This is a genomic window from Streptomyces sp. DH41, assembly GCF_029813785.1.
GTDB lineage: Bacteria > Actinomycetota > Actinomycetes > Streptomycetales > Streptomycetaceae > Streptomyces.
Genome location: NZ_JARVKY010000010.1, coordinates 100,014 through 112,821 on the forward strand (window position 1 = coordinate 100,014; position 12,808 = coordinate 112,821).

A 12,808-nucleotide genomic window follows, 5' to 3' on the forward strand; every position below is an offset into this window, starting at 1 on the left:
GCACAGCATTCGCAACGGCGGCACAGCGTAAGGGGCGATCCGATGTCCGTAGTCGAACAGTACGCACGAGCCCACATCCTGACGGACGCCGACCGCCCGGACGAGGACGACGGCGGAGCCATACCCGTCATGCTGCGCTACGACCCCGACCGCGATCCGCGGTCCGTGTGCGTCGCGCTGCCCGCGCGGGGCCGCGCCCCCGGCTCCCGCGAGTGGGTCTTCTCCAGGGAGCTGCTGGAGCAGGGGCTGCGCACGCCCGCCGGTACCGGCGACGTGCGGGTGTGGCCGTGCGGGCGGGTGCAGGTCGTCGTCGAGTTCCACACCCCGCAGGGCTGCTCGGTGGTCCAGTTCGAGACCAGGACGCTCATCCGGTTCCTGCGCCGGACCCGCGCGGCGGTGGCACAGCCGGTGGCCCACTGAGCCACCGGCCGCCCGTTCTCGCGCCGCCGGTCAGCCGGCGTTCTTCAGCAGTGCCGCGACGATCGGTCCCGCGGTGTCACCGCCGTGGCCGCCCTGCTGGACCACGCCCGCCGCGGCGAGGTCGCCCCGGTACGCGGTGAACCAGCCGTTGGGCTTCTCCTGGCCGTCGACCTCCGCCGAGCCGGTCTTCGCTCCGGCGTCACCGCCCACCCCGGCCATCGCCTCGGCCGCGGTGCCGTACGCCGCCGTGTAGGACATCAGCTCGCGCAGCTGCCCCAGTGTGGCCGCCGACATCGTGCGGGAGGCCGTGGCGAACTCGCGGCCGTCGACCGACCGGGCGACCAGGTACGGCTGGTGGAAGCTGCCCGACTTCACGGTCGCCGACACGGACGCCATGTTCAGCGGGTTCATCCGCACCCCGCCCTGGCCGATGAGGGAGGCGGCCATCGGGGCCGCGCTCTGCACCGGCACCGAGCCGTCGAAGGTGGGCACGCCGACGGACCAGTTGTTCATCGAGAGGCCGAACACCTCCTTCGCCTGCCTGGTCAGGTCGTCGTTCTCCAGCTTCGGGGCCTGGCTGATGAAGGCCGTGTTGCAGGAACGGGCGAAGCTCGCCCTGAAGGTGCCGTCCTTGATCTCGAACTCGTCGTCGTTCTGGAACTTCCAGCCGCCGTAGCTGAAGTACTTCGGGCACGGGTGCTTCTTGTCCATCGACGCCAGGTTCTTCTCGATCAGCATCGAGCCGGTGATGACCTTCATCGTGGAACCGGGCGCCAGCGAGCCCTGGAAGGCGGTGTTGAAGCCGTGTCCGCCGTTGGCGACCGCGAGGACCTCGCCCGTGGAGGCGCGCAGCAGGACCACCGACGCCCGCGCCTTGCCCGCCACCTGCTTCTCGGCATCGGCCTGGAGGGCGGGGTCCAGGGTGGTCCGCACGGTGCCGGGGGTGCCCTCGCTCAGCTCCAGCAGGGTCTTGTCGGAGGCCTTGGCCGCCTTCGACTCCTTGCCGCGGACCACGCGCAGCTCGACGCCCGGGGTGCCGCCGCCCTTCTCGCCGTACTTCTCGCGCAGGCCGTCCAGCACGGTGCCGAGCGACGGGTACTTCGCGGCGGTGATCTCCGCGCCGTCCCGGTCCAGCGCCTTGACCGGCGGGGCCCCGGCCTCCCCGGTGACCAGCTTGTCGCCGTCCTTCAGCTCCGGGTGGACGACGGACGCGTGCCAGTCGACGCGCGGCTCGCCGTCGCCGGCCCGGCGTACGACGGTCAGCGCGCTGTCGTACGCCAGCGGCTCGGCCGTCTTCTCGTGGGCGACGGTGGCCCGCACGGAGAACGGGACCTTCTCCCCGGCCGGGGTCCCCGCGGTGAACGCGGCGTCCTTGACGCGGGCGTCCTTGGCGTAGCCGGTGAGCAGTGCCTTCGCCGCCTCGGCGTCGTCGGTCGCGGCGGCGGCCCCGGCGACGTCGCCCTGCTGCCAGGCGGTGAGGAACCGCTGGGCCGTGGAGGTGACCTCGGTCGCCGACAGGGGGCCCGACTTCGCCTTCTCCCCGGCCGCCGCGGCCGTCGTCCGGGCCGTGTCGTCGCCTCCGGCCTGGCCGCCGTAGACCGCGTAGGCGCCGAATCCGGCACCGGCCACGACCACGGCGGCCACACTGCCGACCACGGCGGGTTTCGTCCTGTGCCGCTCGCCGGCGGCCCTTCTGCTGCCCACTGCGTCCCGTTCCTCCGCGCGCTGTCCGTCGTGGACGGAGCCGGCGGTGCCCTCGTTGCTTCATGCTTTCAACGACGGCGACCACATTAGGGTCTCCCGCCCGGCCCGTCCGACCGGATTCAGCCGCCCGCGCGCAGTACGTCCGCCACGATCGGGCCGGCCGCGTCGCCGCCGTGGCCGCCCTTCTCGACCATGGCCGCCGCCGCGACGTCGTTCCGGAAGCCGGTGAACCAGCTGTCGGACGTGGACTCCCCGTCGACCTCGGCCGACCCGGTCTTGGCGCCGATGTCGCCGCCGAGCCCGGACATGGGCTCCTGGGCGGTGCCCTGGGTGGCGGTGAGCCGCATCATCTGCTTGATCTGGGCGGCGGTGCTCTGCGGCAGGCCCTTGGCGGTGGCGAGCTCGCGGTCGTCCAGGCCGGGCGGGACCAGGTAGGGCTGGCGGAACTCGCCGGTGATGGCGGTCGCCGTCACGGACGCCATGTTGAGCGGGTTCATCTGGACCTGGCCCTGGCCGATGGCGTTGGCCGCGCGGTCCGGGCCGCTCACGGCGGGGACCTTGCCGTCGAAGGAGACGACGCCGGTCTTCCAGTCGTCGCGCCCCAGCCCGAAGCGCTCCTCGGCCTCCGCCGTCAGCGAGGCGTCCGTGAGCGGTTCCTCGTCGATGAGCTTGATGAAGCCCGTGTTGCAGGACCGCATGAAGGTGTTGGCGAGGGTGGCGCCCTCGTTGGCCGGCATGCCGGTGAGGTTCTTGAAGGTCTGGCTCTGCCAGGTCGCCGTGTCCGGGCAGGGGGCCGGGCCGTCCATCGAGGTCACGCCGTTGTCGATGAGCATCGCCGCGGTGATGATCTTCATGGTGGAGCCGGGGGCGACCCGTCCCTGGAAGGCGGCGTTGAAGCCGTCCGCGCGGTTGTTCGCCACGGCCAGTACCTCGCCGGTGCTCGGCTCGACGGCCACCACGGACGACTCGCCGTACCGCTTCACCGCCTTCTCGGCCGCCGCCTGCACGCTCGCGCTGAGTGTCGTCTCCAGCTTGCCGGGCTTGCCCTCGGTCAGGGTCAGCAGCGGGGTGTCCGGCCCGCCGTCGTTGCCGTGCCGGACCACCAGCTCCACGCCGGGGGTGCCGCCCGCCTGGGCGCCGTACTTCTCCCGGAGCGTGGCGAGGACCGGGCCGAGCGAGGGGTACTTCTCCTTGGTCAGCACGGCGCCGTCGCGGCCGACCGCCTGGATCTGCGGGGTCGCCGACTCCTCGGTCACCAGGGTGTCGCTGTCCTTCAGGTCCGGGTGGACGACGGAGGCCTGCCAGTCGACCAGCGCGCGTCCGCTGGTCTCGCCCCGCACCACCGTCAGCTCGCTCTTGTACGTCAGCGGCTTGGACGCGCCCTCGTAGGACACCTTCGCCTTCACCGTGAACGGCACGGCGGTGCCGGTCGTCGTGCCGGGCGTGATCTCGACGCCGGTGATGTGCGCTTCCTCGCCGTAGGCCGTCAGCATCGTCCCGGCGGCGGCGGAGTTGTTCGTGTGGGACGCCGCCTCGGTCGCGTCGCCCTTCTCCCAGGCCGTGAAGAACTTCTCCGCCGTCTCCTCGACCTCGTCGCCGCTCGGCGGCCCGCTCTTGACCGACCCTCCGGCGGCCCCCGAGCCCCCGTCCAGTGCCGACACGACGTTGTAGGTGCCGTATCCGGCCCCGCCCACCATCACGGCGAACACGCCGCCTATGACGGCGGCCTTCACCCCCTTGCGCATCGCGCTTTCCCCTCCCGTAAGTTCATCTGAGCCGCTTTCTGAACGCGTTCAGAAGACGTGGTCGACTCCGAACTGTATGCGGGTCAGGAGACGGGAGGCGCTGGGGTGACGCAATCGTTAGCGTGGTGAAAGCCCGCCGGGGCGCCGCCGGGGCGCCGACGCGACACCCGACGGGGCAGCCGGCCAGGACGGCTGACGGGGCGTCGGCGTGGGACGGCCGGCGTGGAGCGGCCGACGCGGAACTGACGCCGACGAGGGACGGCCACGGACCCGGGCCGGCGTCGGCCACGAGCCGCCCCCCGCCGTCCGCGCCGCCCCCGCCGTCCCGTCGGCCGTCCCGCGCGTGTCTCACTGCAGGCCGAGCGCCTCCATCAGCCGGGTCGCCGCGCCGAGCGCCGGGGCGCCCACCTCGCCGACCAGGGCCGCGATGCCGGCGATACCGGCCAGCGCCTGACGGAACCGGCCCGGGTCGGCCGGCCCCTGGTCCCGGATCACGTCCAGAGCCGTGTCGATGACCGCCCGGTCGTCGGCGCAGACCCGCTCGCGCAGCGACAGCGCGGCGCCGATCATCTGCTGAAGCGCCGCCTGCGGATCCACCGCCCCCTGGTTCTTGATGATGCCGATGTTCTGGTTGCCGAACTGCGTGACCGAGTCGCCGTTCACGTGGTCACCTTCCCGGTGTTGCGGTCGCCGTACTGGTAGATGTGGTCGCCGGTGATCGTGTACGTGGGCATCTGGAGGTGCACCTGGACCTCCGGGTTGTCCATCGCCTCCATCAGCTGACGGAAGAGGCCCTCCAGCGCCGCCCTGTCGTCCGTGGTGAGGGCGGTCTGTGGATTGCCCGACGTGGTGATCTGCAGGACGTAGAGCGTCGGGGCGTTCAGCACCTTCTGGAGTTCCAGGTAGCCGCGGACCGCGAACCCGGTCGCGACGAGGATCACCGCGATGCCGACGCCCACCGACACCTGCGCGAGCCCGAGCCCGAAGAAGAAGACGATCAGCTGGCCGATCAGGGCCTTGACGAACTTCGACCGGGCGGCGGCGCGGTCCGGGTGAAGTTCTCGTAGCGACGTGTGCGCGATGTTGCGCAGTGGATAGGTGTCCGACCCGATCCACAGCGCGCCCTTGCTGATGTGCACGTCCGTCGTACCGCGTGAGTACGCCAATTGCCGCTCCCCCTGTTTTCGGCGCGATGGGTGTCACCCACCGGGTGCGCGGTCACGCGCCTGGCCTCGATGAGGAGCCGACCGTATTGAGCCGCAGGGGACGACGGAGGTATACGGGGGAAAATGGTGTTTCGGTGACCGGATCGCTTTCAGTGCCGTCGCGGAGGCGGCCCGTCGCTTCCGGAAAGGATCGCTGGGCGGGCGTTCCGGATCATGACTCGAATCTGCCTACGAATCATGATCCCGGTCACCGCCTGTTCGGGCCGCTCAGACCCACGTATCCAGCCACATCCGCGACCGCCAGTCGCTCATCGGGATCGGGGTGCCGGTGTAGATCGGCCAGAAGTAGATGAAGTTCCACGCGATCAGCAGCACCAGCACGCCCGCCGCCGTCGCCCCCGCGACCCGCCGGGTGTCCCCGCAGCCCGGCCGGCCCACGATCGCCCCCAGCAGCATCGCCACCGCCAGGCACAGGAACGGCAGGAAGACGACGGCGTAGAAGAGGAAGATCGTGCGCTCCTGGTAGAAGAACCAGGGCAGATAGCCGGCCACGATGCCGCAGGCGATGGCGCCCGCGCGCCAGTCGCGGCGGAAGACCCAGCGCCACAGCACGTACAGCAGCGCGAAGACGCCCACCCACCACAGCAGCGGCGTGCCGAGCGCCAGCACCTCGCGGGCGCACTTCTCGCCCGCGTCGGCCGGACAGCCGTCCGAACCGGCCGCAGGCGACTCGTAGAAGTAGGAGACCGGACGGCCCAGGACGATCCAGCTCCACGGGTTCGACTCGTAGGTGTGCGGCGACGTGAGGTGGGTGTGGAACTCGAGGACCTGCGACTCGTAGTGCCACAGGCTGCGCCACCAGTCCGGGAGGAGCCAGGACCAGGAGCTGTTCCTGCCGTCGGTCGCCGCCCAGTCGCGGTAGTAGCCGCCGGTGCCGTCGGCGGGGGAGAAGATCCAGCCCAGCCAGGACAGGACGTACGTGACGAGCGCGACCGGCACCGTCGACAGGAACGCCCAGCCCAGGTCGTACCGCAGCACCGCCAGCCGCGGCCGGTGCGCGCCCGCGACCCGGCGGGTGCCGACGTCCCACAGCACGGCCATCACGCAGAAGGCCGCCATGATGTACAGGCCGTTCCACTTGGTGGCCGCGGCCAGGCCCAGCATCAGCCCCGCCGCCGGCCGCCACGGCCGCCACCCGAAGCGGAACGTCTCGGCGAGGCGCGCGTCCGGACGGACCCGGCCGTCGGCGTCCACCGGCAGCGCGGCGGCGATCTTCCGGCGGGCCCAGTCGCGGTCGGCGACCAGGCAGCCGAAGGCCGCCAGTACGAAGAACATCAGCACGCTGTCCAGCAGCGCGGTGCGGCTCATCACGAAGTGCAGCCCGTCCACCGCCATCAGCGCGCCCGCCAGGCACCCCAGGAACGTGGAGCGGAACAGCCGGCGCCCGATCCGGCACAGCAGCAGCACCGACAGCGTGCCGAGCAGCGCCGTCATGAACCGCCAGCCGAACGGGTCGAACCCGAACAGCAGCTCGCCCAGCCCGATGACGTACTTGCCGACCGGCGGATGCACGACGTACGCCGCGTCCGTCGGGATCGGGACGTCGCCGCCCGAGTTCAGGATCAGGTCGTTGGCGTTCTTCTCCCAGTTGACCTCGAAACCGCGGTGGATCAGCGCCCAGGCGTCCTTGGCGTAGTACGTCTCGTCGAATATCACCGCCTTCGGGCTGCCCAGGTTCCAGAACCGCAGCACGCCCGCCAGCAGCGCCACCAGCAGCGGTCCGCCCCAGGCCGACCAGCGCACGATCCGGTCGGCCGGCGCCTTGGACAGGCCGAGGAAGGCCCACAGGCGCGGGCCGGGGCGCGTGTACGGCGGCACCAGCCGGTCGCGGACGTCGTCGGCCGCGGGCGGTGCCGTGTAGCCGAAGCGGCGCAGCCGCTGCTGCCAGGTGGGCCGCTGGTCGGGCGGGGCCTGGTCCTGCCGGGTGTCCGTGGAGGACGCGGTACTGGTCACCGCGCCATCGTAGGGAACCGTACTGTGCACGTCCCGCGCATGCCCCGGACCGGTCGGATGCGTCCCCGTCCGTCCACCCCCGCGAGGACGCCCGCCCGCGCCTTGGAGGAAGCCCGTCCGCTCCTGGGAGGATGGGGGCGTGACTGGAACCCTTGTACTCGCGGGCACCCCCATCGGCGACGTCCGGGACGCCCCGCCGCGACTCGCCGAGGAACTGGCCGGCGCGGACGTCGTCGCCGCCGAGGACACCCGGCGGCTGCGCCGGCTCACCCAGGCGCTCGGCGTCACGCCCAAGGGGCGCGTCGTGTCGTACTTCGAGGGCAACGAGTCCGCCCGCACGCCCGAGCTGGTCGAGGAGCTGGCGGGCGGCGCGCGGGTGCTGCTCGTCACCGACGCCGGAATGCCCTCGGTGTCCGACCCCGGCTACCGGCTGGTCGCCGCCGCCGTCGAACGGGACGTCCGGGTCACCGCCGTACCCGGCCCGTCCGCCGTACTCACCGCCCTCGCCCTGTCCGGACTGCCGGTCGACCGGTTCTGCTTCGAGGGCTTCCTGCCGCGCAAGGCCGGCGAGCGGCTCTCCCGGCTGCGCGAGGTCGCCGGGGAACGCCGGACCCTCGTCTACTTCGAGGCCCCGCACCGCCTCGACGACACCCTCGCCGCCATGGCCGAGGCCTTCGGCACCGACCGGCGGGCCGCCGTCTGCCGCGAACTGACCAAGACCTACGAGGAGGTCAGGCGCGGTCCCCTGCGAGAACTCGCCGAGTGGGCCGCCGAGGGGGTGCGCGGTGAGATCACCGTCGTCGTCGAGGGTGCCCCGGACAAGGGTCCCGAGGAGTTCGGCGCCGAGGAACTGGTGCGCAGGGTGCGGGTGCGCGAGGAGGCCGGGGAGCGGCGCAAGGAGGCGATCGCCGCCGTGGCCGCGCAGGTGGGCGTGCCCAAGCGGGAGGTGTTCGACGCGGTGGTGGCGGCGAAGAACGCGGGGGCCTGATCCGGCCGCGTTTGACTCGTTCCTGACCTGTCGGCCCTTCGCGTCAAGGGCACCCCAAATCGGCTCAAACACTCGGCAGATCCGGTGCGCTCCCGCCGCCGGAGGAGTCCACTGGAGGAAGGAGCAGAAGGAACGGCCAGCGACCGAGGGAGCCGGGATGAGCATGAGTGAGAGCACGGCGCGGACCGGACTGCGCGCCGGTGCCACCGCCGTCGTCCACGAGTCGTACTCCTTCGCCTGCATGCGCTGCGGGCACGGCTGGGAGCAGTCCTTCGAGATCGAGCACCACAAGGCCGGCGACGGCCACGAGTTCGTGCTCTACGTCACGGACGGCCACGTCGTGCCGTCCCCGCTGAACCGGCCGACCTGCGCCCACTGCGACAACCACGTCGTACGGATCATGCGGCCGGGACGGGTCGCCTCGGTGCGCGGCGACGGCTCCGGGCAGCGGAACCAGGTGCCGCCGGCCGGACCGCTGCGGGTGCCGGTGGTGCCGGCCGTTCCGGGGCCGACGGGGGAGCGCCGGCACTGGCACCTCGCCGACCTCCTGCACGCCCTCCACCTCCACCGCCGGGCGGGCTGACCCGCCGGGAGGCGCGGGACCTTTCGTAGGATCGGGGGCATGCCTTCGAACGCCGCCCCGGGCCGGTCCGACAAGAACGACGCGCCTCCGCTCCCCGAACCCCTGCGGGTGCCGGTCGCCGACTCGCACACCCACCTCGACATGCAGTCGGGCACGGTGGAGGAGGGCCTCGCCAAGGCCGCGTCGGTCGGCGTGACGACGGTCGTCCAGGTCGGCTGCGACCTCGCGGGCTCCCGCTGGGCGGCCGAGACGGCGGCGGCGTACGACGCCGTTCACGCCACCGTCGCCCTGCACCCGAACGAGGCCCCGCGCATCGTCCATGGCGACCCTGGGGGCACCTCCCAGCCCCCTGGGGCTGGGGGAGGCTGGTCGCGGCAAGGGGCGCGCGAGCCCGGCGGGGACGCGGCGCTCGACGACGCCCTCGCGGAGATCGACCGGCTCGCGGCACTTCCCCAGGTCAAGGGCGTCGGCGAGACGGGCCTCGACTACTTCCGCACCGGCCCCGAGGGCAAGGCGGCCCAGGAGCGGTCCTTCCGCGCCCACATCGAGATCGCCAAGCGGCACGGCAAGGCCCTGGTCATCCACGACCGCGACGCCCACACCGACGTCCTGCGCGTCCTCAAGGAGGAGGGCGCCCCCGAGCGCACCGTCTTCCACTGCTACTCGGGCGACGCGGAGATGGCCGAGATCTGCGCCCGCGCCGGGTACTACATGTCGTTCGCCGGCAACGTCACCTTCAAGAACGCCCAGAACCTGCGCGACGCCCTCGCCGTGGCCCCGCCGGAGCTGGTCCTGGTGGAGACCGACGCGCCCTTCCTGACGCCGGTGCCCTACCGGGGGCGGCCCAACGCGCCCTACCTGGTGCCGGTCACGGTGCGCGCCATGGCCGGTGTGCGGGGCGTCGACGAGGACACGCTGGCGACGGCCCTGGCCGCGAACACGGCCCGCGCCTTCGGGTACTGAGACAGCGACTCGCCACTCTGCGTAGTCGTCCCGCTTTGTGAAGTGACGAACGCTCCGCTAGGTTCTGGGGGCCCGATCCGGACCCTGGAGCGTGTCGGCGTGAGCAGAACGCAGTTCGAGACGTACGAGACGTACGAGACGTACGCGCCGGGCGACGGGCGGGCCGCGCGGCGGCGCCGGGAGCGGTGCGCCTGGCGCGCGGACGGTTCCCTGCGCCGGCTGCTGCCGCGCGCGCTGGTCCTGGCGTTCCTCGCGGGCGGCACCACCGCCTTCGTCACCAAGGACAAGGCGGTCGAGCTGACCGTCGACGGCACACCGCGCACGCTGCACACCTTCGCCGACGACGTGACCGAGCTGCTCGCCCAGGAGGGCGTCGAGGTCGGCGCCCACGACGCGATCGTGCCCGCGCCCGGCACCCCGCTGACCAGCGGCGAGGAGGTCGCCGTCCGTTACGGGCGGCCCCTCCTGCTCACTCTCGACGGCCGCCGGCGCCAGGTGTGGACGACCGCGGAGACGGTGGCGGGGGCGCTGAGGCAGCTCGGCGTGCGGACGGAGGGCGCGTACCTGTCCACGGAGGGCCCCCGGCGCATCGGGCGGGAGGGCCTCGCCCTGGACGTGCGGACCGAGCGGGTGGTGACGGTCATGGCCGACGGGCGGACCCACACCATCCGCACCAACGCGGCGACCGTCCGCGAGGCCGTCGAGGAGGCCGGGGTCACCCTGCGGGGCCAGGACTCCACCTCCGTCCCGGCGACCGCCTTCCCCCGCGACGGGCAGACCGTGACGGTGCTGCGGATCACCGGCTTCCGGGAGGTCCGCGAGGACCCGGTCCCGTTCGGCGTGCGGCGGACCGAGGACTCCTCCCTCCACCGGGGCACCGAGGTCGTCCAGCAGGCCGGCCGGCCCGGGCTGCGACGCATCACGTACGCGGTGCGCACCGTCAACGGCGTCCGGGAGAAGCCGCGCCGCCTGCACACCGAGGTGGTGCGCGAACCCCTCCCGCGGGTCGTGCTGGTCGGCACCCGTACCCGGCCGGAGTCCGTGCGGGGAGCCGACCACCTGGACTGGGAGGGCCTCGCCGCATGCGAGTCGGGCGGACGCCCGGACGCCGTCGACCCCTCGGGGACGTACGGAGGCCTGTACCAGTTCGACACCCCCACCTGGCACAGCCTCGGCGGCGAGGGCCGCCCCCAGGACGCGCCGGCGGCGGAGCAGACGTACCGCGCGAAGAAGCAGTACGTACGCGGCGGCGCCGACTCCTGGCCGCACTGCGGGGCACGGCTGGAGGGGTGACCGACGGCGCCCCGGTGGTCGGCGGGCCGTAGCCCCGGCAACCCCGCCCCCGCGTCCTGACCGCTCTGCCGTGCCCCGTCCCGTCGCGTCCCGCCGGGGCCGGCGCACGACCCGGTCGTCCCCCGCCCGCCCCCGGCTACCCTTGCGGGGTGAGCAGCCCCACCTCCGACGCCCTCCTGGGTCCCGCCGACGTCCGCGAACTCGCGGCAGCGCTCGGCGTACGCCCCACCAAGCAGCGCGGCCAGAACTTCGTGATCGACGCGAACACGGTCCGCCGTATCGTCCGCACCGCCGAGGTACGCCCCGACGACGTGGTGGTCGAGGTGGGACCGGGTCTCGGCTCGCTCACCCTGGCCCTGCTGGAGGCCGCCGACCGGGTCACCGCCGTCGAGATCGACGACGTCCTCGCCGGCGCCCTCCCCGCCACCGTCGCCGCCCGGATGCCCGAGCGCGCCGGCCGTTTCGCGCTGGTCCACTCCGACGCCATGCACGTGAGCGAGCTGCCGGGCCCCGCTCCGACCGCGCTGGTCGCCAACCTGCCGTACAACGTGGCCGTGCCCGTCCTCCTGCACATGCTCGAGACCTTCCCGACCATCGAGCGCACCCTCGTCATGGTCCAGGCGGAGGTCGCCGACCGGCTCGCCGCCGGGCCCGGCTCGCGGGTGTACGGCGTGCCGTCCGTGAAGGCCAACTGGTACGCGGAGGTCCGCCGGGCCGGCTCCATCGGCCGCAACGTCTTCTGGCCCGCGCCCAACGTCGACAGCGGGCTCGTCTCACTCGTCCGGCGCAGCGAGCCGCTGAATACCACCGCGTCCAGGCGCGAGGTCTTCGCCGTCGTCGACGCCGCGTTCGCCCAGCGCCGCAAGACCCTGCGGGCCGCCCTCGCGGGGTGGGCCGGATCGGCGGCGGCCGCCGAGGCCGCCCTCGTCGGCGCGGGTGTGTCGCCGCAGGCGCGCGGAGAGTCACTGACCGTGGAAGAGTTCGCGCGTATCGCCGAGCGGCGTATCGCCGAACACGAGGAGTGACGAGCAAGTGAGCGTGACGGTCCGCGTCCCCGCCAAGGTCAACGTCCAGCTCGCGGTCGGCGCCGCCCGCCCCGACGGCTTCCACGACCTGGCCAACGTCTTCCTCGCCGTCTCCCTGTACGACGAGATCACCGCCACCCCCTCACCGGACGGCCCGCGCGTCACCTGCGAGGGCCCGGACGCCGACCAGGTCCCCCTCGACCGGACCAACCTCGCGGCCCGCGCCGCCCTCGCCCTCGCCGAGCGGTACGGCCGCAGCCCCGACGTGCACCTGCACATCGCCAAGGACATCCCGGTGGCCGGCGGCATGGCGGGCGGCAGCGCCGACTGCGCGGGCGCGCTCGTCGCGTGTGACGCCCTGTGGGGCACCGGCGCCTCCCGCGCCGAGCTGCTCGCGATCTGCGCCGAGCTGGGCAGCGACGTGCCGTTCAGCCTGGTCGGCGGGGCGGCGCTCGGTACCGGGCGGGGCGAGAAGCTGACCGCGCTGGAGGTCGGCGGCGACTTCCACTGGGTGTTCGCGCTGGCCTCGCGCGGGCTGTCCACGCCGGCTGTCTTCCGCGAGTTCGACCGGCTGGGGGAGGGCCTGGACATTCCGGAGCCGGTCGCCAACCAGCCGGTGCTCGACGCCCTCGCCAAGGGCGACCCCGCCGCGCTCGCCGTCGCCGTCACCAACGACCTCCAGCCGGCCGCGCTCTCGCTCTTCCCCGAGCTGTCCGACACCCTCGCGGCGGGACGTGCGGCGGGCGCGCTGGCGGCGCTGGTCTCGGGTTCGGGGCCGACGACGGCCTTCCTCGCGACCGACGCGAGGTCGGCGTCCGACATCGCCGGGGTGCTGCGGGCGTCGGGCACCTGCCGCGACGTGCGTACGGCGGTGGGGGCGGTGGCGGGGGCGACGGTGGTCTGAGAGG

Annotated in this window: 12 protein-coding genes; 7 read left to right on the forward strand and 5 right to left on the reverse strand. The window is 73.1% G+C overall.

Annotation, left to right across the window (positions count from 1 at the left end):
- Window positions 1-42: 42 nt before the first annotated feature.
- Entirely contained in the window at window positions 43-420 is a 378-nt protein-coding gene (locus QC283_RS18345; protein WP_279562627.1) for an SsgA family sporulation/cell division regulator, read from the forward strand.
- A 30-nt stretch (window positions 421-450) separates the two neighbouring features.
- Here QC283_RS18345 and QC283_RS18350 read toward each other — a convergent pair whose 3' ends face one another.
- The 5 genes from QC283_RS18350 to QC283_RS18370 all read right to left on the reverse strand — a co-directional run bounded on the left by QC283_RS18350 (window position 451) and on the right by QC283_RS18370 (window position 7,048).
- Window positions 451-2,124, reverse strand: a complete 1,674-nt coding sequence (locus tag QC283_RS18350) for a penicillin-binding transpeptidase domain-containing protein (RefSeq protein ID WP_279562628.1) — start codon at window positions 2,122-2,124, stop codon at window positions 451-453.
- 119 nt (window positions 2,125-2,243) lie between these two features.
- Window positions 2,244-3,869, reverse strand: a complete 1,626-nt coding sequence (locus tag QC283_RS18355; protein ID WP_279562629.1) for a penicillin-binding transpeptidase domain-containing protein — start codon at window positions 3,867-3,869, stop codon at window positions 2,244-2,246.
- Window positions 3,870-4,217: 348 nt separating this feature from the next.
- The gene (locus QC283_RS18360) at window positions 4,218-4,532 is read right to left on the reverse strand and encodes a hypothetical protein (RefSeq protein WP_279562630.1); all 315 of its coding nucleotides are present in this window, start codon (window positions 4,530-4,532) and stop codon (window positions 4,218-4,220) included.
- Window positions 4,529-5,035, reverse strand: a complete 507-nt coding sequence (locus QC283_RS18365; protein ID WP_279562631.1) for a DUF6232 family protein — start codon at window positions 5,033-5,035, stop codon at window positions 4,529-4,531. The genes QC283_RS18360 and QC283_RS18365 overlap by 4 nt, the downstream gene beginning before the upstream one ends.
- A gap of 267 nt (window positions 5,036-5,302) precedes the next feature.
- Complete coding sequence (locus QC283_RS18370; protein ID WP_279562632.1) at window positions 5,303-7,048, reverse strand: dolichyl-phosphate-mannose--protein mannosyltransferase; 1,746 nt, start codon at window positions 7,046-7,048, stop codon at window positions 5,303-5,305.
- Window positions 7,049-7,187: 139 nt separating this feature from the next.
- Here QC283_RS18370 and rsmI point away from each other — a divergent pair, with 139 nt between their 5' ends.
- From rsmI to QC283_RS18400, 6 genes are all read left to right on the forward strand, one after another.
- Window positions 7,188-8,036 carry a 16S rRNA (cytidine(1402)-2'-O)-methyltransferase gene (gene rsmI, locus QC283_RS18375; protein WP_279562633.1) on the forward strand — a complete coding sequence of 283 codons (849 nt, stop codon included), beginning with the start codon at window positions 7,188-7,190 and terminating at the stop codon, window positions 8,034-8,036.
- Between the two features lie 163 nt (window positions 8,037-8,199).
- A complete protein-coding gene (locus QC283_RS18380; protein ID WP_279562634.1) occupies window positions 8,200-8,619 on the forward strand; it encodes a hypothetical protein in 420 nt (139 codons plus the stop codon).
- Window positions 8,620-8,658: 39 nt separating this feature from the next.
- Window positions 8,659-9,582: a TatD family hydrolase gene (locus tag QC283_RS18385; RefSeq protein WP_279562635.1), complete on the forward strand. Its 924-nt coding sequence runs from the start codon at window positions 8,659-8,661 to the stop codon at window positions 9,580-9,582.
- 99 nt (window positions 9,583-9,681) lie between these two features.
- Window positions 9,682-10,875, forward strand: a complete 1,194-nt coding sequence (locus QC283_RS18390; protein ID WP_279562636.1) for a resuscitation-promoting factor — start codon at window positions 9,682-9,684, stop codon at window positions 10,873-10,875.
- Window positions 10,876-11,024: 149 nt separating this feature from the next.
- Window positions 11,025-11,900 (forward strand): 16S rRNA (adenine(1518)-N(6)/adenine(1519)-N(6))-dimethyltransferase RsmA, encoded by an 876-nt coding sequence (gene rsmA, locus QC283_RS18395; protein ID WP_279562637.1) that lies wholly within the window; start codon window positions 11,025-11,027, stop codon window positions 11,898-11,900.
- A gap of 7 nt (window positions 11,901-11,907) precedes the next feature.
- Window positions 11,908-12,804 (forward strand): 4-(cytidine 5'-diphospho)-2-C-methyl-D-erythritol kinase, encoded by an 897-nt coding sequence (locus QC283_RS18400; protein WP_279562638.1) that lies wholly within the window; start codon window positions 11,908-11,910, stop codon window positions 12,802-12,804.
- Window positions 12,805-12,808 lie beyond the last annotated feature (4 nt).